At 44.7% G+C, this 18,976-nt stretch carries 18 protein-coding genes; 15 read left to right on the forward strand and 3 right to left on the reverse strand.

The annotated features are described in order from the left end of the window. The first annotated feature begins 11 nt into the window (after nucleotides 1-11). The 10 genes from BM114_RS10935 (at nucleotide 12) to BM114_RS10975 (ending at nucleotide 11,061) form a co-directional block, all read left to right on the forward strand. Nucleotides 12-914: a glycosyltransferase family 2 protein gene (locus tag BM114_RS10935; protein ID WP_255406495.1), complete on the forward strand. Its 903-nt coding sequence runs from the start codon at nucleotides 12-14 to the stop codon at nucleotides 912-914. Beyond that, nucleotides 911-2,020, forward strand: a complete 1,110-nt coding sequence (locus tag BM114_RS10940) for a glycosyltransferase (protein WP_092113386.1) — start codon at nucleotides 911-913, stop codon at nucleotides 2,018-2,020. Before BM114_RS10935 ends, BM114_RS10940 begins: the two co-directional genes overlap by 4 nt. A gap of 205 nt (nucleotides 2,021-2,225) precedes the next feature. Beyond that, the gene (locus tag BM114_RS10945; protein ID WP_092113416.1) at nucleotides 2,226-3,539 is read left to right on the forward strand and encodes a glycosyltransferase family 4 protein; all 1,314 of its coding nucleotides are present in this window, start codon (nucleotides 2,226-2,228) and stop codon (nucleotides 3,537-3,539) included. Between the two features lie 149 nt (nucleotides 3,540-3,688). Next, a complete protein-coding gene (locus BM114_RS10950; protein ID WP_369808424.1) occupies nucleotides 3,689-4,228 on the forward strand; it encodes a transcriptional regulator in 540 nt (179 codons plus the stop codon). A 61-nt stretch (nucleotides 4,229-4,289) separates the two neighbouring features. Next, nucleotides 4,290-4,928 carry a sugar transferase gene (locus BM114_RS10955; protein WP_092113390.1) on the forward strand — a complete coding sequence of 213 codons (639 nt, stop codon included), beginning with the start codon at nucleotides 4,290-4,292 and terminating at the stop codon, nucleotides 4,926-4,928. A 344-nt stretch (nucleotides 4,929-5,272) separates the two neighbouring features. Further along, entirely contained in the window at nucleotides 5,273-6,400 is a 1,128-nt protein-coding gene (locus tag BM114_RS10960) for a hypothetical protein (protein ID WP_092113391.1), read from the forward strand. A gap of 10 nt (nucleotides 6,401-6,410) precedes the next feature. Beyond that, nucleotides 6,411-6,584, forward strand: a complete 174-nt coding sequence (locus BM114_RS14415; protein WP_177207096.1) for a hypothetical protein — start codon at nucleotides 6,411-6,413, stop codon at nucleotides 6,582-6,584. Nucleotides 6,585-6,639: 55 nt separating this feature from the next. After that, entirely contained in the window at nucleotides 6,640-7,998 is a 1,359-nt protein-coding gene (locus BM114_RS10965) for a DegT/DnrJ/EryC1/StrS family aminotransferase (protein WP_092113393.1), read from the forward strand. Between the two features lie 33 nt (nucleotides 7,999-8,031). Then, on the forward strand, nucleotides 8,032-9,975 hold the full coding sequence (locus BM114_RS10970) for a polysaccharide biosynthesis protein (protein ID WP_092113395.1): 1,944 nt from the start codon (nucleotides 8,032-8,034) through the stop codon (nucleotides 9,973-9,975). A 9-nt stretch (nucleotides 9,976-9,984) separates the two neighbouring features. After that, nucleotides 9,985-11,061: a nucleotidyltransferase domain-containing protein gene (locus tag BM114_RS10975; protein ID WP_092113397.1), complete on the forward strand. Its 1,077-nt coding sequence runs from the start codon at nucleotides 9,985-9,987 to the stop codon at nucleotides 11,059-11,061. Nucleotides 11,062-11,457: 396 nt separating this feature from the next. On the opposite strand, the gene BM114_RS10980 is transcribed toward BM114_RS10975, so the two are convergent. Genes BM114_RS10980 through rfbA form a run of 3 tightly spaced genes read right to left on the reverse strand, consistent with a single transcriptional unit; the run spans nucleotide 11,458 to nucleotide 15,272 of the window. Next, nucleotides 11,458-11,889 carry a BT0820 family HAD-type phosphatase gene (locus tag BM114_RS10980; protein WP_092113398.1) on the reverse strand — a complete coding sequence of 144 codons (432 nt, stop codon included), beginning with the start codon at nucleotides 11,887-11,889 and terminating at the stop codon, nucleotides 11,458-11,460. A gap of 2 nt (nucleotides 11,890-11,891) precedes the next feature. Continuing rightward, nucleotides 11,892-14,375: a GumC family protein gene (locus BM114_RS10985; RefSeq protein ID WP_092113401.1), complete on the reverse strand. Its 2,484-nt coding sequence runs from the start codon at nucleotides 14,373-14,375 to the stop codon at nucleotides 11,892-11,894. An 18-nt stretch (nucleotides 14,376-14,393) separates the two neighbouring features. Beyond that, on the reverse strand, nucleotides 14,394-15,272 hold the full coding sequence (rfbA, locus tag BM114_RS10990; protein ID WP_092113403.1) for a glucose-1-phosphate thymidylyltransferase RfbA: 879 nt from the start codon (nucleotides 15,270-15,272) through the stop codon (nucleotides 14,394-14,396). A gap of 298 nt (nucleotides 15,273-15,570) precedes the next feature. Here rfbA and BM114_RS10995 point away from each other — a divergent pair, with 298 nt between their 5' ends. The 5 genes from BM114_RS10995 to BM114_RS11015 form a co-directional block, all read left to right on the forward strand. Beyond that, nucleotides 15,571-16,212 carry a hypothetical protein gene (locus tag BM114_RS10995; RefSeq protein WP_092113405.1) on the forward strand — a complete coding sequence of 214 codons (642 nt, stop codon included), beginning with the start codon at nucleotides 15,571-15,573 and terminating at the stop codon, nucleotides 16,210-16,212. Nucleotides 16,213-16,265: 53 nt separating this feature from the next. Further along, nucleotides 16,266-16,559 carry a hypothetical protein gene (locus BM114_RS11000; protein WP_092113406.1) on the forward strand — a complete coding sequence of 98 codons (294 nt, stop codon included), beginning with the start codon at nucleotides 16,266-16,268 and terminating at the stop codon, nucleotides 16,557-16,559. Nucleotides 16,560-16,567: 8 nt separating this feature from the next. After that, entirely contained in the window at nucleotides 16,568-16,867 is a 300-nt protein-coding gene (locus tag BM114_RS11005; RefSeq protein ID WP_092113408.1) for a cell division protein ZapA, read from the forward strand. Nucleotides 16,868-16,905: 38 nt separating this feature from the next. After that, nucleotides 16,906-18,441 (forward strand): ribonuclease Y, encoded by a 1,536-nt coding sequence (rny, locus tag BM114_RS11010; protein WP_092113410.1) that lies wholly within the window; start codon nucleotides 16,906-16,908, stop codon nucleotides 18,439-18,441. Nucleotides 18,442-18,645: 204 nt separating this feature from the next. Beyond that, a partial coding sequence (locus tag BM114_RS11015; protein ID WP_177207097.1) for a transposase occupies nucleotides 18,646-18,976 on the forward strand: 331 nt, incomplete at its 3' end.

An 18,976-nucleotide genomic window follows, 5' to 3' on the forward strand; every position in this document is an offset into this window, starting at 1 on the left:
TAACTAAGCCATTGATTACGATATTCACCCCCACATACAATAGGGCAAGCTTATTGCCAAGGCTTTATGAGAGTCTGAAGAGGCAAGGTTTCAGGGATTTCGAATGGATCATAGTGGATGATGGCTCTACGGACAATACGAAAGATATGGTCTGTTCGTTTCAAAATCAGTCTTCTGCTTTCCCAATTCAGTATTTTAAGAAAGAGAATGGGGGCAAGCATACGGCTGTAAATGTCGGTGTCAAAAAGGCTCAGGGAGAGTTGTTCTTCATTGCTGATAGCGATGATATGCTGACCGACGATGCCTTACAGACTATTGCAGACGAATGGGAGAGTGTCAAGGATAATATGTCGTTAGGCGGACTTGCAGGTCTTGATATTGCAATGGATGGTTATCAGATGATTGGCTCTGGATTACCACATGACTATATAGACTGTAACGCTATAGATATCCGATATAGATATCATGTGCATGGAGATCTGAAAGAGGTTTTCAGAATCGAAGTGTTAAGACAATACCCTTTTCCTGAGATTGCAGGGGAGCGGTTTTGCCCGGAACAATTGATATGGTTTCGTATAGCGCAAGAATATAAGTTGCATTATTTTAACAAGCCGATTTATATAGCAGAGTACCAAGCGGAAGGTATTACGGCGGGAATTGTCAGAGCTCGGATGAATAGTCCCATAGCCTCTTGTATGACTTATGCAGAAATGCTGAGCTATGATATACCTTTTATCCAGCGGGTGAAAGCCGCTGTCAATTATTGGAGATTCAGGCTTTGCCTAACTAAGAAAGGCGGTGAGAGGAATCGAAAGTACTTGCCGGGAGTTAATGGATTTTGGAATGTGCTTTTCCCTATAGGTGCTATGATGCACTGGCGGGATATGCGAAATATGGAAAAAGAATTGTTGTGAGAATACTGCAGGTAATAACCTCCTTGGCCATGGGAGGTGCGGAGAAGCTGGTCTCGGAGATGATTCCGAGACTGCGAGCTATGGGGCATACCGTGGACTTGGCCGTTTTCAATGGGGAGGAGACTCCCTTGATGGAGAAGTTGCGGGCAGAGAATCCTGCGATAAAGATATACAAACTTGGGCATGGATATTATAATCCCCTGTATATATTGAAGTTAAGCCGTATTATGCGAAACTACGACATTGTACACACGCATAACTCTTCACCCCAGCTTTTCGTGGCCATTGCAAAAGTGTTATGCTCGGTGGGGCTTGTCTCAACCGAGCATACCACTTCCAACCGCAAACGCAGTTGGAAGTGGTATGCTCCGATAGAAAGCTGGATGTATGGACAATACGACCATGTTATTTGCATCAGTGGGATTGCGGAGCAGAAGCTCCGGGAATATATGGGAGGAGAATGGCAGGATGAGACTTCTGATAGATATAAGCGTATATCCACAATCAATAATGGCGTGGATGTCCGGGCCATTAATGATGCCGGTGCCGATGAAGGACTCCTGCAGATAAAAGATGGCCGTCGGGCCATCCTGATGGTAGCAGGCTTTCGCGAAGCAAAAGATCAAGACACTGTGGTGAGGGCCTTAAGCCTTTTGGGCAAGGAAAAATTTGAGGTCTGGTTTGCCGGTGTTGGTGTAAGACTGGAGACTGTTAAGGCTTTGGCAGCCCAATTGGATGTTGCTGACAGGATCAGGTTCTTGGGGATGCGCACGGATATTCCTCGTGTGTTGAAAGCTGCCGACATGGTTGTGATGTCTTCCCATTGGGAGGGACTGTCCCTCTCGAATATCGAGGGAATGGCCTCGGGCAAGCCTTTTATTGCGAGTGATGTGAACGGCTTGAGAGAGGTTACGCATGGATATGGAATTCTTTTCCCCCATCAGGATGCCCAGGCCTTGGCAAATATTATCAAGCAACTGCATGATAACAACGCCTATTATAATAAGGTGGCAGATGCTTGCTATCGTCGTGCCTTGCAATACGACATCAATAAGATGGTTGCAGGATATGAGCAGGTGTATACCTCGTTGTTTACGAAAGTGTAATCAACTGAAATACTGGGAAATAAGAACAGGCTTGCAAAAGGTAGCTTTTTACTCGCCAAAAGGCCGTTAGAAGGAGGGTAGATAGCCGTTAAAAGGAGAGTAAAAGGCCGCCTTTTACTTTGTTGCTTCCATACGATACTTATATTGCCCCATAAAAAGTATTTTTCAGTTTCATAATTCCCATACTTTTAAAAAATGATTGATAATGGAAAATAAGAAGAAGCTTTTCAGGTTGATGACAGTTGACTTTTCTCTGGATAAACTGATAAGAGGACAGTTGCGTTTTCTGTCGGATTATTATGATGTCGTGGGGGTGGCATCTGACACTGGGCTTCTACAAGCTGTGGCAGAAAGAGAGGGGATTAGGGTGATCAATGTGTCAATGTGTCGTGAGATCTCCTTGCGAGAAGACATCAGGTCGCTATGGAATTTATACAAGCTCTTTAAAAAGGAGAAGCCGGACATTCTGCATTGCAATACTCCCAAAGGAAGCCTGCTCGGCCTAATTGCCGGGAAAATTACTGGGATTCCCTTTAGGATTTATCTGGTAACAGGACTTCGGTATCAAGGGGCAACGGGACCGCTTCGGATGATTCTGAAAATGATGGAAAAGCTTTCTTGTTTTTGCGCTACAAACATAATACCTGAAGGGAATGGGGTTTTGCACACTTTGCGGGAAGACGGCATAACAAGCAAGCCAATGAGAGTCTTACATTATGGGAATATCAACGGCGTAGATACCAAACTCTTCAGCTTAGGCTCGTTATTAGTAAATGACGCAGATCCGAAAGGAAACGGCGCTCCACAGCCAAATCTTGAAATGAGAACAATCCATGACATTCGGGGCAAATATGGGTTCTCAGAAGATGATTTCGTTTTTGTATTTATAGGTCGGATAGTCCATGATAAGGGAATTCATGAACTTGTCGGCGCAATGAGGAAGTTAACGCAGTCCCCTGTTTCTGTTTCTCAGCCTTCCGATATTGCTATTGGTGATAGGCAAGCAACAAACAACTGTCAACTCCGGATTCCTAAACTTTTGTTGGTCGGCTCATTTGAAAAAGGAGATCCTATTACTGAAGAAGATGAAAGGTGGTTGAAGACTTCGCCGTATGTAAGATGGATTGGTTGGCAAGAGGATGTGAGGCCTTACCTTGCGGCAGCGGACGCATTGGTATTTCCAAGCTATCGGGAAGGATTCCCTAATGTTCCGATGCAAGCCGGGGCAATGAATTTGGCAAGTATTGTAACCGATATCAACGGGTGTAATGAGATTATCAAGGACGGGCAGAACGGGAGAATAATTGTAGCACCACTATCTGATGCTGGTAAGCGTAGGAATGAGAAAGGGGAAACCGCTATGCAGACAGCTCTCTACGAGACGATGAGATACTTTCTGGAGCATCCTGCAGAAGTGAAGCGAATGGGTGCAAATGCCAGAGAAATGATTGTAAGTCGGTATGAACAGAAAGATGTCTGGGCCGCGCTATTGGAGTATTACCATAGCCTTGGGGTCTAGTCGATGATTGCTTTGGGGTGTAAGGATTAAGACAGAAGGTAATGTTGTACAAAATAGCACATTTCTTACGGGACAGATGTCCGCAGGTCTGGAATTTTTTTGGAATCATCTTGTCTCGGCTTTTTAATGTCAGATACAGGCGAAAACTCATGCAAATTCCGCTCATTCTCGATAGATATAAAACGAAACAATACTCGATAGTAGCTCTGGATGAGGCTAATATTCCTTTGTTGGCTAGTATGTTTGCAAGGCAACCAGAGGAAGCGTTTGAGTATTTCAGGCCACATGGCTTTGATGTGGCTTCATTGAAAACACTTGCCAAGGATAAGTCGTTTTTAGCGTTTGTGGTCGTTGAGCCTTCGAGAAATAATACTATTAAGATTGATAAGAATGAATCTGTCGAGCCAGAAGCAATAGGCTATTTCTTCATGAGAAGTTATTTCTGGGGTAAATGCTTCCGTGGCTATATGACGGATTATCAGCATAGGCGGATGGGAATAAACAAGCTGATGAATCAGTGTGCTACGGAGATAGCCTCCTGTTTGCAGATGGAAACCTATGGTACGATTTCTCATAATAACATAGCTTCATTAAAATCAGCCGAAGCTGTAAATGAGATTCGAGTTGTCAAAGCAATGCCTAACGGTGATATGTATGTGCAATATATCCCGAAGAGGGATAGTTTTTAGCTATTGGCTTTTAGTTGGTAGATAATATATGGGTAGTTATAAGTATGGCTTTAACTAAAAAATGATATTAAAGTGTATTTTTGACAGGTTGATGTCGCTGGTAGGGCTTATTTGCCTAAGCCCCGCGCTATTAGTGGTTGCCATCCTGATTAAAGTAAAAATGCCGGAAGGGCCAGTCCTGTTCAGGCAAAAGCGGGTAGGGCAAAATGGTAAGCTGTTTACCGTTTACAAGTTCCGATCAATGACAGTGAAGAAAGAAGCCTCGATAGCCAGCAGGGATTCAGAGACCACTTCCATTGCTTCGGAGGAACAAAGCAGAATTACTCCTCTCGGCGAAAAGCTGCGGAGATACAAGCTCGATGAGCTCCCGGAACTCTGGAATGTACTGAAGGGCGACATGAGCTTTGTCGGCCCCCGTCCGGATGTGCCTGGCTATGCCGATAAGTTAGAGGGGGAGAGCCGGAATGTTTTGAAGTTGAAGCCTGGGATTACGGGCCCTGCAAGCCTGAAATATCGTGATGAAGAATATTTATTGGCTACCGTGGATAATCCACAGCAATATAATGATGAGGTAATTTATCCTGATAAGGTGCGGCTGAATCTTTATTACTTGCAGCACTATTCGTTCGTTAAAGATATACAAATGATGGTCTGCACGGTCTTGGGAAAGAAAATGGATTATGCCGGAGAGAAGATATAGCCCAGCCGACTAATTCTTTTTTATATTTGTGCGGATGGAGCTGTATTATGATTCGTGTACAAATTTTGCGCAAACAATTTTCGTGTTTGGAACAAAGGTCTTATGCTAAATGCACAGAGGGTTTGTATAGTTACTGCGAAGCGATGGTTGTAAAGTGGTTCCTTGTATCTGCCGGTGCTGAATTCCATGATACTAGTATGGACGCAAGACCCTTCATAGGAACTGCTTATGCCTGCCCTCATATTTAAGGAATTTTAATTAGGACTATAAATTCTTATGCGAATCATTTCCTTTTATTATAAAGAATGATTAACTTTGTTCTTGAATATATATAACAATAGTTTATGAAGAGATCTGTATCCTTAATTTGTGGAGTCCTATTTACCCTCCTTGGGATGAATGCCCAGAATGTAGTAACTTTTGATTTCACGACCGAGAGCGCGATAAAAAGCTATTATTCTGATTATTCGGAAACATCCCATGATTTCAAGAGGATTACAACAGCATCTCCTGTAGTTATCGAGTCTTCTTTTACCAACGCCAATAGTGGTTTCTGGTTGATTAAGAATGTGGGGCAGATGAGAGTTTATAAGGGCGATGCTATCACGATTTCTGTTCAAGAAGGATGTACCATTCAGTCTATAAAGTTTATGGGGAGGTATTTAGCCTATTTGCAGTATGGTAATAAAGATATTGCTGGGGGAGGCGTGGAAGAATGTACCTTGACTGATTTTACAAATGGCGAATCGGTGAAGCTAAGCTCCAGAGCAAGTTCTGCAAATATCTCTAAGATAATAGTTACCTATGCAGATGCGTCCGACAACCTTTCTCTCTTTCAGAATGCTGACAATGAGTCTGTCCTGACTGGTTATTTGGGTAAGAGGGCTACCGTTACCTTGTCGGATCGCAAGCTGGTTTCCGCTTATTGGAACACATTCTGTTTGCCTTTCGATGTGGATGCCAATCAAGTAAGGTCGGTTTTTGGCGAGAACGCAGAGATTAGGGAATTCTCTTCCGTGCAGAATTCGACAATGTTTTTTACAAAGACTGATCATATTGAGGCCGGCAAAGCCTATTTGCTAAGGGCGGATGCAGCGAGCCCTAGGTTTACGGATGTGGTTATCAGCAAGGCTACTCCTGTCGAGCAAACCATTCAGGGCTATTCTTTCATAGGTACTTTTGGGAACTACGAGATGAAAACGGATGGAACGGAATTGTTCTTTTATTCGGAAGATAAGCTTTGTAAGCCGATAGAATCTGATAAAATAATCTATGGTTTCCGGGCTTTTGTCAGGACTGTACAGGCTGAGGCGAAAGTTTGCCTTGTAGGCCAGACCACAGGGATTGAAAAGATAAAATTAGACCCAACGATAAATAATGCCGTCTATTCAATTTCCGGATTACGGATGGACAACGAGAATCTGTCCAGAGGAATCTATATCAAAAATGGCAAAAAGATAGTTATTAGATAGGTAAACGAATATGAAGAGAAATTATATAGAGCCGCAATGTCAGGCTCGTGCATATGCCTCATCAGAAATTCTTGCTGCAAGTGACCCGGACGCCGTCGTTGTGGATCCGACGAATCCTGGTGAAGGAGGGGCGAGTGGTGCGCACAGCAAGGAGTATGAAGACTCTGGAGTCTGGGGAGACTGAGTCCACCATGTCCAGTAATTGGCATTATGGTTTAACACTTAGATGAAATAGATATATGAAAAAAAATAGAATTCTGCTCTGCCTTGCACATATGTCAGGGAATGAGATGAAATATATAAAAGAAGCCTTCGACACCAATTGGGTTGTTCCACTTGGCCCGAATGTGAATGCGTTTGAAGAGGAGTTGAAGCGGTTTGTAACCTCTTCAAGCCATTCCGATGGGGAGAAGCGTTATGAGGGAGAGAATTATCCAGACACAATCAATGCCCATGAGAGCAATCCGGACAACCTATGGCCAGACTCATTACCCGCATTAGAGAGGAAACAGGTTGTGGCTCTCTGCTCGGGCACTTCAGCCGTGCATCTTTCCTTGGTGGCATTAGGCGTGAAAACTGGCGACGAAGTGATTTGTCAGAGCTTCACATTCTGTGCCAGTTCGCACCCGGTAACCTATCAAGGAGCTGTTCCCGTGTTCGTGGATTCGGAACGGGACACTTGGAATATGGATCCAGAATTGTTAGAAGTGGCTATCAAAGACCGTATCGAGAAAACGGGCAAGAAGCCTAAGGCCATCATCGTGGTATACCTCTATGGCATGCCCGCAAAGATCAAGGAAATCATGCAGGTGGCAGGGAAATATGACATTCCGCTGATAGAAGATGCCGCCGAGGGACTTGGCTCGAGATACGATGGTCAGGTGGTGGGTACATTTGGCAAGTATGGCGTGATGAGTTTCAATGGCAACAAGATGATTACGACTTCGGGAGGCGGAGCCTTGATTTGCCCGGACGAGGAGAGCAAGAATCGAGTAATGTTCTTTGCTACCCAGGCTCGCGAAGCTTTCCCATATTATCAGCATGAAGAGATTGGCTACAACTACCGGCTGAGTAACATCTGTGCAGGTATCGGCCGTGGTCAGCTGACCGTTCTGGACGAGCATATTGCCCACCATCGACATATCGCAAAACTATATGCAGAAGGTTTCAAAGATATGGAAGGCATCACTTTTCATGGAAATCCCGATGAGCATTGCGATTCTAATTTCTGGCTGAATACCATAACCTTGGATTCTAATCTCAGGGTTGCAGGTCAGGATGAGGCCTATCATGAGGCCGTGAAAGGAGCTGTCGGCGGGGCTGCTGGTGTAGTTCACTCTACCGGGAAAGTCCATACAGACTGCGAGCCTAATACGAATGTAGAGGCCATGCGTGTGGCCTTGGACAAGGCCAATATAGAAAGCCGTCCCTTGTGGAAGCCCATGCACAGGCAACCCGTATACAAGGATTGTCCCGCATACGGTAACGGAGTGAGCGAAAGCATCTTCAAGACAGGGCTTTGCCTTCCATCCGGTCCACTAGTAACGGATGACGACATTGCCTACATCATAGATGCCATTAAGAAGTCGATTGTTTAGGCAGTTTTTAGATACAAGCGAAATAGAAAGATTATGTTGCATAAGATATTAAACTGGTATTTCACGAAGAATGCGCTGCCTTATTGGTGCATTCTTCTATTGGACTTATTAATATGCTATTTGTCAGGCATCTTCGTGTTCTGGCTGTATTACCATGGAGCCGTTACGCTGGGAAATATAGGCATTCTGACAAAGACCATCTTTGTCTATATGATCTTCAACCTGATTGGCTTCAAGATTTTCCATACCTATTCGGGAATCATCCGTTACTCTTCCTTTGTCGATTTGGAGAGGGTGGGGCTGGCCATGGCGCTCTCGTGCGTCATAGCCTTGGTGTTCCATTACATCATCTATCCTTTCCACGACTCATGGGGCTTCGTTCCTTTGGAAGGACGCCAGATCCTTGCGATGTATGTCATTGCGACGATTCTCATGTGGGCAATGCGTGTATTGGTAAAGAGCCTATATGATGTAGCCTTCAGTACTGATAAGGGAATACGCACTTTTGTATATGGTGTGAAGGAAGGTGGCGTCGGTCTCGCCAAGAATATTCGCAATGCGAAGCCGTCTCGTTTCCAACTGAAAGGATTCATTTCTCCGGAAGCCCGCTATGAAGGGCGTATCTTATTGGGTGAGAAAGTATATGAAGTGAATGACGACCTGCCCCATGTATTGAAGGGAATGAATATCCAGGCCGTGTTGGTATCTCCGTTGCAGAACGAACGATTCCGTGCGGATGAAGCTTTGCAGGACATGCTGATATCCAACAATGTCAAGATTTATATGACCTCTGCCACGCATGAATGGCATCCGGGAGAGGACATCAACATGACGCAGCTGAGGCCTATCCATATAGAAGACTTGTTGCCAAGAAACCAAATCCAGGTAGACATGGACGCGATTGGCAATCTGCTATGTGGGCACAAGATTCTTATAACGGGTAGTGCGGGAAGCATTGGTAGTGAGATACTCCGTCAAATATCAGACTATAAGCCTTCGGAGCTGATGCTGATAGACTCAGCCGAGACACCACAGCACGACATTCGCATGATGATGGTGCGTCAATGGCCTGACATCAAGACCACCACGGTAGTGGGAACGATAGAGAATCAGGAACGGATGGAGCGGATATTCAGAGACTTCCGCCCAGACTATGTATTCCATGCTGCGGCTTATAAGCATGTGCCGATGATGGAGAACAATCCCTCGGAGGCCATTCAGAACAATGTCTACGGGACGAAGGTCATAGCCGATCTCAGCGTGAAGTATGGTGTCAAGAAGTTTGTGATGCTGAGTACCGACAAGGCGGTGAACCCTACCAATGTGATGGGGTGTTCCAAGCGTATCTGCGAGATATATGTGCAGTCGCTGAACGCTTCGGTTGCTAAGGGAGACCAGCTGATGTATAATGGCGAGAAAGCCATCACACAGTTTATCACGACCCGTTTCGGGAATGTGCTGGGGTCAAACGGTTCTGTCATTCCCCTGTTTGAAGAGCAGATCAAGAACGGCGGCCCCATCACGGTTACCGATCCAAACATCATTCGCTTCTTCATGTTGATACCCGAGGCATGCAAGCTCGTATTGGAAGCCGGAACACGCGGCAAGGGTGGGGAAATCTTTGTCTTCGACATGGGCAAGCCCGTGAGGATAGCGGATTTGGCAAAGCGCATGATCAGATTGAGCGGAGCTACGAATGTAGAAATAAAGTATACTGGGCTTCGCGCAGGAGAAAAGCTTTATGAAGAGGTGCTCTCAAATGACGAGAACACGGTTCCGAGCTTCCACGAGAAGATCCGTATCGCGAAGGTGCGGAAATATGATTACGACACCGCGAATAAGCAAATAGAGGATTTAATACATATTTCGCATACATACGATGAGATGGCCATCGTGAAGGCCATGAAGGAAATCGTGCCTGAATATGTGTCTAAGAACTCTGTATTCTCAGCTCTGGATACTTCAAAAGCCAATTAATAGAGCCGGATGACTCGGAAAGACTTTCTTTTCCAGATGATTGCCTCGGCTTTGTGGAAGAAGCCTACGGAGTCTTTTGAAATGCCTTCCGGCGCCTATAAGAGCCTTATGGAGTTGGCAAGCAGGCAGACTGTAACGGGTCTGCTTTGTCAGTCTTTGATGTCGAACAATGTGAAGTTGCAGAAAATGGACGCTATCAATACTTTTGCAAACTTGCGCGACATTCGAGGAGTGAACGAGAATCTTAATGCGGAGCTCATTGCCTTGTGCAGCCTGTTGAGGGAAAGGCATATCAAGTTCATCGTGGTGAAGGGAGCAACCATCGGCGCATTGTATCCCGAGGCATCATCGAGGATACCGGGAGATGTGGATTTCTATTGCGGCACGGATAATTTTGAACAGGCAAAGTCTGCAATCTCCGAGGCTTGGAATGTAGAATACGAGGCAGATGAGGCTGGCGAGCAGCACATAGCATTCGTGCATAACGGCATTGTGTTCGAGATGCACTACCTTCTTCTGAAATTCACTTCACCGAGGCTACAGGCAGTTTTCGACCGAATGATTCTCGATGCCAAGCCATGCACTCGCAATGTAGAGGGCGTCGAAGTGCCGATTCTTTCGCCCGAGGCAGAATTAGTCTATACCTATCTTCATCTTTATCATCATTTTATAGAGTTAGGGGTGGGACTACGGCAGATTTGTGATTTTGCCGTTTTGCTGAATCAACGCTATGATAACCATAAAGTCAGGCTGCTTCTTGAGGAGTTTGATATCAGGCGGGGCTTTACCGCTTTCGAGGCTATCTGCGTGGAGAAACTCGGGCTGGACGAGGCTGTCCTCCCTGTGGCGATAGACAAGAAAGACAGAAATAGGATAGAGCCTGTCCTGCAATTGGTATTTGAGGGAGGAAACTTTGGCAAGTATAGTCAGAAGTATACGGTGAGGAGTGGAATACGGTATTATATAGACTCCTTTACCAGGAAGATTCGAAATTACTGGCAATTCTATTCTTTGTCGCCCACCATGATGAGGAGCCTTTTCTTCAGGAGTATTCCGAAGAAAATCGGACAGGCCTTGAAAAGATGAAAAAAGGTTGCCGGGGAGGTGCATATAGGCCGTCATTATCAGGGCTACTGGCCATCTGCAATCTTTGATTCTGTCATAGAAACTCCGTGTTTCAGCCGTTGAAACATTCTGTTTCAGCCATTGAAAACCTTGGTTTCAGTCATTGATACTTACTTTTCTTGCCATCACAATGGCTGTTTCGAATTACAATAAACTCTTTTTCCCTTTATCAACTGAATCAGTGGAAGCTTCTTTTGCAGGCGTACTGATTTGATGGACACAGGCGAAAAAGCCGTACGGAAATGACCGGCAGCCGGTCGCGCCAGCCGCGCCGAACCGTGAGCGTCTCGGTCTAAGGGTGATAAAGTCGGGGTATAGTATGAATGAGGGGGAGCTGAAAAGCTCCCCCTCATTGGTTTATTTGCTCCACCAGTGCTTTTTCTTCGGCACCTGTTGGTCGGTCAGTCTGTTCATTGATTCCCTCAATATCTGCCGGTAGCTTTTCCTTGTGCTTATAATCTGATAGATTTGTCCCCAGTCGGGCAAGCCTCCGATGTTGCGGTCATCGATAAAATAGTCTGCCTTGATCTTCCGCGAGAAATGGTTGTTTTTGTCTTTCTCCTCTTCAGGATAATCCTTGTTCACGGCATAGAACTCGACCCCGCGCTCTTTGCACCAGTCTATGGCATCTTGAAGGAGCTGGCCTTCACGGACACTCCACAGGATGAGCCGATGGTGGTCGTGGATAAGCATGCGAAGAGTTTCCGTTGCAAACGGAATCTCCTCGCCGATATTAGGGTATTCGTGGGTAACGATTGTACCGTCGAAATCAACTGCTATGGTCGCCATGGTTACTTCTTAATTGAGGTATCGTTCTTGTCGCCATAGTGGCTGTTGCTGTAGTTGCCGTATGAACTGTAAGAGCCATAGTTGCCATAGTTTCCGTAATGCCCGTAATGGCCGTATCTGCCATACTTGCCATATTTGCCATAGCCATAATAGTAACCATATTTCTTTTTGCTCATATCAATGCCATTGATAATAATGGCCATATTAGGCAACTTCTTTTCCTCGGCAAAGGTATTGATAAGGCTGAAGGTACTCTTGGCCGTATAGTCGGCCCGGCACATATAGATGCAGGCATTGGCCACGCGACCAATCTGCAGGGTGTCGGTAACCAGACCGGCCGGCGCTGTATCGATGAGGATATAGTCGTAATGTTTCTTGAGTTCGTCAAAGATATCGTCAAGACTCTTGCGTGCCACCAGTTCTGCTGGGTTGGGAGGTATCGGGCCGGCCATGAGCAATTCGAGGTTGTTGTTGATGCCCGAAGGGAGAATCTGTTTCTGAATATCTTCCCACGACGGATTCTCCTTTACAAGGAGCGGGGTTATGCCATGGATATGGTCGTCTATCTCAAATAGTTCGGCAAGTCGTGGCTTACGGATATCAAGACCTACGAGAATGACCTTCTTGCCGAGCAATGCAAAGCTGACGGCAAGGTTGGCAGCATTGAATGTCTTGCCTTCGCCCGATGTGCTGGAGGTGAACATTATGACTTTCTCACCCTCCTTGAGCATGAACTGCAGGTTGGTGCGCACGCTTCGGAAGATTTCCTCCATCTGGTTGTTTTGGTTTTCGTGGACGACGATGTCGGCTTTGGTCTTGGCCGTCTCGCTCGCCACGGCGACATCTGCAAGAATTGGCAGCTTGGTGAGTTTTACCACATCTTCATGCCCCTCAATCTTATATCGGAAGAGCTGGACAATGAAGAGTATCAGCGCTGGAATTGCCAGACCGAGGATGAGGGCTATGAGCAATATCATGCTTTTCTTCGGGCTGATCTGCCCGCCATAGTCAGGACCGTCCAGGAGTTTTCCTTTATCTGCAGTGGAGGCCAGCGAGATGGCATTTTCCTCTCGCTTCTGCAACAGCATCAGATAGAGTCCCGACTTTACTTCTTGCTGCCGGCCGATTTGGGTCAACATTCGTTCTTGTTCGGGAGACTCATTAACCTGTCCGGAATATTTGTTGAATTGTGAAGCAACGGCATTTCTCTGAATCTGCAGATTTGTCTTTGCCTGATTCATCGCGCGGTTGATGCTGCTGCTCAAGCCGTCCAGTTGTTCTGTAAGAGGCGTAACTGTTGGCGAGGTCTCCGAAGCACTCTTCAGTATCCGGTTGCGCTCCAAGACCAATTCATTATATTTGTTTATCAAGCTGTTGACATTGCCGTCGCTGATACCTACATTCGCAGGAAGCAGTCCGTACTTCTCGCTTGAGCGCATGCTCTGCTGCACGCTGTTCAAAAGAGCCACCTGAGTGTTGGCATCGGCCAGTTTCTGGGAGTATTCATCGGAGTTCTGCATGGCCTGTGCGGCATTCATATTGAGCTGAACTACATTGTTTCTTCTTTTGTAGCTTTCAAGTTGCCCTTCAGTACTACCCAGCTCAGCATTGATTTTCTCCAAACGTCCGTTGATGAATTCCTCGGTGTGCCGCGCAACTTCGTTCTTGTCTTCGTTGGCCTGCCGGTTATATACAACAACCAGTTGAGTCAGGTAGTCGATGGCACGCATTGGAACCTCGTCGGTGAGTGATAGCTGTGCAATGGTGGTCGTCTTCGAGGTCTGGATAACGGAAAGAGCCTTATTATATTTATAAGACATGGATTTCGGGGACACAATTTGCACTTTTATTCTCTGCCCGTCTTTCAGGGGAGTTCTACCATTGGAGGTAAATATTAAGGTTCCGGCCTGGGTTGCAATGGTTGCGGGGAGGGTGGAGAATGTTTTATCGAAACTGTATGGGGTAGAACCACTACCATAGGTTCCTGTTGCATGGTAGACTTTACCTTCGCGTTGTATCTCAAGGTCTACTGGTGCGGCAAGCGATTCAAGATGTATGGGATCTATGTCGACACTGATGGGTTGCCCTTTGTATAAGATGACATCTTTTACCCGTCCTTCCGTACGGTAGGAAACATAAAGTTTTAGGTCTCTGACTGTTTGCTCCGCGAGAGAATGGGATTTGAGAATTTCCATCTCATTGTCGATACCGTTGGAGTTAGAGATGAAACCAAGGTTGGTGGCATTCTTCAAAGAACTCCCGCGCTGACTATTGTTTTCATCCTTGATTAGGAATTTCGCATTTGCCTGATAGACTGGGGTTGTGTAGCGCAGATAGATAGCGGCTATACCCAGGCAAATAATCAAGGAAAGCACGAACCATTTCCAATTTAGGATTACGGCTTTGTAAATCTGGGCAAAGTCGAATGAAGATTTTCCTTCCTGTTCCAGCGTTTCCTCTGAAACCAAATTCTTGTTTTCTTCCATTATTTATTTGTGTTTTATTTATTTTTCTTCTACCAAATGCATGAGATATTTTCCATATTCATTTTTCAACATAGGCTTTGCGGCTTCACGAAGCTGATCAGAGTTAATCCAGCCTTTCTTGTATGCAATTTCTTCAAGGCAGGCAACTTTGAGGCCTTGTCGCTTTTCAATGACTTCAATAAAGGTGCTGGCTTCGGAGAGACTGTCGTGTGTGCCTGTGTCCAGCCATGCGAAGCCACGCTGTAGAGTCTGGACTTTCAGCTGATTCAGTTTCAGGTATTCCTGATTGACGGTCGTGATTTCTAATTCTCCACGAGCACTTGGCTTTATATTCTTGGCAATCTCGATGACGCTGTTGGGATAGAAGTAGAGTCCCACTACTGCATAATTGCTCTTGGGGTGCCCGGGCTTTTCTTCTATGCTTAGGCAATTGCCCTCCGCATCGAATTCTGCAACGCCATAGCGTTCCGGGTCGTTTACATAATAACCAAATACGGTAGCTTTATGATTCCGCTCTGCATTGATCACGCTTTGTTCCAATAGGCCGGTAAACCCTGCACCATAAAAGATATTATCACCTAATACCAAGCAGACACTATCGTTACCGACAAATTCTTCTCCTATAATGAATGCTTGCGCGAGGCCGTCTGGACTTGGTTGCTCTGCATACTCAAAATTAACTCCTATGTTATGACCGTCTCCAAAGAGTCTTTTAAACCCGGGAAGGTCAAACGGGGTGGAAATGACAAGAATGTCCCGAATACCTGCCAGCATTAATGCTGAAACAGGATAGTAAACCATGGGCTTGTCGTATATAGGAATGAGTTGCTTGCTAATTCCTTTTGTTATAGGATAGAGACGAGTCCCTGAACCACCGGCAAGTACAATACCTTTCATATAGTTCTCATCTTTTAAGTGAAAAATGAAATATCATTTTTAATAATGTGCAAAGTTACAACAAAATAATGATATTCGGATAAATAACCCAAATATTTTTCAATGTTTATTTTAAATAAAGTCAGGAAATTTTATCGATAATGCATAAGTGATAGATCTTGCAATCCTTCAAGACTTCGATGGGAACAAGGAAATTAATGCATAAATTATTTTGAAATATCATGAGTTTGTTGTAATTTTGTAGCTGACTTCTATGGTGGAAGTGTAAAAATTAAATATAAAAAATATTATAAACATTATGGGAATATTTTCAAAAATCTTCGGGAAAAGTTCCAAGAAAGGGAAAGTTGGAGGAATGGAGGACTATATGATGCTTGTTAGAGTTTATTTTCAGGCGGCATTAGCAAGCGACTTGGGAATAACGAACTTATCAATGCTTCCAGACCTAAGGATGTTTAAAGCCACGCTTCATGTCCCAACCGTCAATAACAAGTTGGGAGTAGGCGAAAAATCACAGGTCAAAAAGATGTTGAAGAATATGTACAATACCAATGACGACTTCTTCAAAGAAATAGATTTAAGCATTCGCAAAAATTGTCATAAGATTCAAGATGTTCAGATTTATCTTGTGCAATTCCAAGGCTTCTCACAAGATTTAATGATGTTGGTTGGTAATTTGATGAAGTTCAAACTCCGGGTACCGTCTTTTTTCAAAAAATCAATCTATGTAATGACAGAGAAAACCGTAAACGATCTTTTTGACAAGAATGATTTTAAGGACGCTGGTGTATTGAAGGCAGTTATGGCTGTTCGGCAGTATGACAGAAAGCTTGGATTCTCACGAAAGTGGATTACAGATTTTATCTATCAAGTAGTGATGCTTGCAAAGAAAGAGCCCAAGCCGGCAGACGATGGCAAAAAAAATAAAAATTTTGCATAATATTTGGAATTTTCAGTTTTTTAAATTAAATTTGTATCCAAATAGCTGAATCTATGGATGAGAACGAGAAAACATTATCGTTGTTTACCACTCGCATGAGGCAAATGATTCTTCGCTTTCAAGAGATGAAGAAAGAGAGGGAAAGCCTCTATGCAGAGCTGGAAGAACGCGATGCCCAGCTGAATACTTTGCAAGGAAAGCTGGCTCAAGCTCACCATGATTATGACAGTTTGAAAATGGCTCGCATGATTGAAGTCTCAGACGGAGACTTTGAAGGAGCTCAGAAGAGAATTGCAAAGCTTATTAGAGAAGTAAACAAATGTATCACACTGCTCAGTGAAAAGTAATCAGAGCGATGAGTGAGGCCAACGGAGAAAGATTACATATAAGACTGCATGTATACGACACTGACATGTCGGTGACGGTTCCTCGTGAAGACGAGGAGCTTTATCGTAGGTGTGCTAAGCTTATAACAGATATCGTTAATTCTTATAGCGCTGTCTTCAAAGGAAGAAAAAGTGATAAAGAAATACTGTACATGGCACTTATAGATATTGCACTTAGATATGAGAAGGAATCCAAGCGTCATGATGCCATGCCTTTTAATGATATTCTCAGAAAGTTGACTTCGGAAATAGAAGAGGCTCTAAAATGAGTGATGTGGAAAAGAGAATATTATTAATAACTAAATAAATGACAACAATATTAATCGTCGCAGCTATTGCTTTGGTAATAGGTATTGCTGCTGGGTATCTGATTTTCCGTTATGTGATTAAAGGAAAATATAAAGGTATAGTTGAAGCCGCTAATAAAGAGGCGGATGTGATAAAAGAAAAAAAGCTTCTTGAAGTTAAGGAGAAATTCTTAAACAAGAAAAGCGAGTTGGAAAAAGAAGTCCAGGTGCGTAACCAGAAGATCCAACAGAATGAAAATCGCCTCAAACAACGCGAGATTTCTTTGAATCAGCGCCAGGAAGAACTCGGTCGCAAAAAGATGGAGATTGATCAACAGCAACAGCGTGTTGATAGCGAAAAGAAGCATCTTCAGGCAAAGCAAGTTGATCTTGAGAAGATGCAGGAACAAGAGCGCATGAAGCTTGAGGAACTCTCTGGGCTTAGTGCAGAAGAGGCAAAGTCGAGATTGATAGAGAGCTTGAAGGACCAGGCTAAGCTGGATGCTGCAAGCTATGTCAATGAGATAGTTGCGGATGCAAAGCTTGATGCTAACCGTCAGGCAAAGAAAATTGTTATCCAGACCATTCAGCGTGTTGCGACAGAGACCGCAATAGAAAATTCGGTAAGCGTATTCCATATTGATAACGATGAAATCAAAGGGCGCATCATAGGTAGAGAAGGGCGTAATATTCGTGCCCTTGAGGCTGCAACAGGCGTTGAGATAGTTGTCGATGATACTCCCGAGGCAATTGTCATCTCGGCTTTCGACCCAGTCCGTCGAGAGGTTTGTCGATTAGCTCTCCACCAATTGGTTGCTGACGGAAGAATTCATCCAGCCCGTATAGAAGAGGTCGTTGCAAAAGTTAAGAAACAACTCGACAATGAAATTATTGAAACGGGAAAGCGCACGACTATCGATCTTGGCATACATGGCCTGCATCCAGAACTGATTCGAATTGTCGGAAAGATGAAATACCGTTCTTCCTATGGGCAGAATTTATTGCAGCATGCTCGCGAGACAGCTAATCTTTGTGCCATCATGGCTTCAGAGTTGGGCTTGAATCCAAAGAAAGCAAAGCGTGCAGGTCTGCTTCACGATATTGGTAAGGTGCCTGACGAAGAGAGTGAGTTGCCGCATGCACTCTATGGAGCTAAAATTGCAGAGAAATATAAGGAGAAACCTGATATTTGCAATGCCATTGGTGCTCATCATGATGAGGTTGAGATGCAGACATTGCTTGCCCCGATAGTGCAGGTCTGCGATGCCATTTCCGGTGCCCGTCCCGGTGCCCGCCGAGAAGTTGTAGAAGCCTATATTAAGCGTCTGAATGACCTTGAATCCATTGCGATGAGTTATCCAGGAGTAACTAAGACCTATGCCATTCAGGCAGGCCGTGAACTTCGTGTTATCGTGGGAGCCGATAAGATGAATGATGAAGAAAGTGTAAAGCTCTCCGATGAAATTGCTACAAAGATCCAGAACGAGATGACCTATCCAGGTCAAGTAAAGATTACTGTTATCCGGGAAACTCGTTCGGTAGCATATGCTAAATAGCATAGGCTTATAGCCAGAATATAATAGAGGGGTGCATCTAACTGATGCGCCCCTCTATGCTAAAGATAAAGTGCAGATTTCTGGTTGTGGGTTTGTTCCACCTGATGACAATAAGTTACGCGAATGGTAGCAAATCTGGCAGAGAATGTAAAGTAAACTGTGTCAGGCACCAATAAAAAAGTAGTTTAACACGTTTATTTTAAGATGGCAAACGAAGAAATAGATTACAAGTTGGCAGCCGAGCAATTACGTACAGGCAAGCCTTTATTTGGAAAAGACGGTGCTTTGGCACCGATGTTGGAGCGTATATTGAATGCAGCTCTTGAAGGTGAGATGGATGCTCACCTGAGTGGAGAATCCCGTGAGTCTGGCAATCGGCGTAACGGGAAGATGTCCAAGACAGTTCAGACACAATATGGTGAAGTGACCGTTGAGACTCCCCGTGACCGTGATGGCAGCTTTGATCCCCAGACTGTCCGCAAGCGTGAGACGATTCTTGCAGAAGGGATGGCAGACCAGATTATTGGCATGTATG

The sequence above is a fragment of the Prevotella sp. KH2C16 genome, from assembly GCF_900113305.1.
Classification (GTDB): domain Bacteria; phylum Bacteroidota; class Bacteroidia; order Bacteroidales; family Bacteroidaceae; genus Prevotella.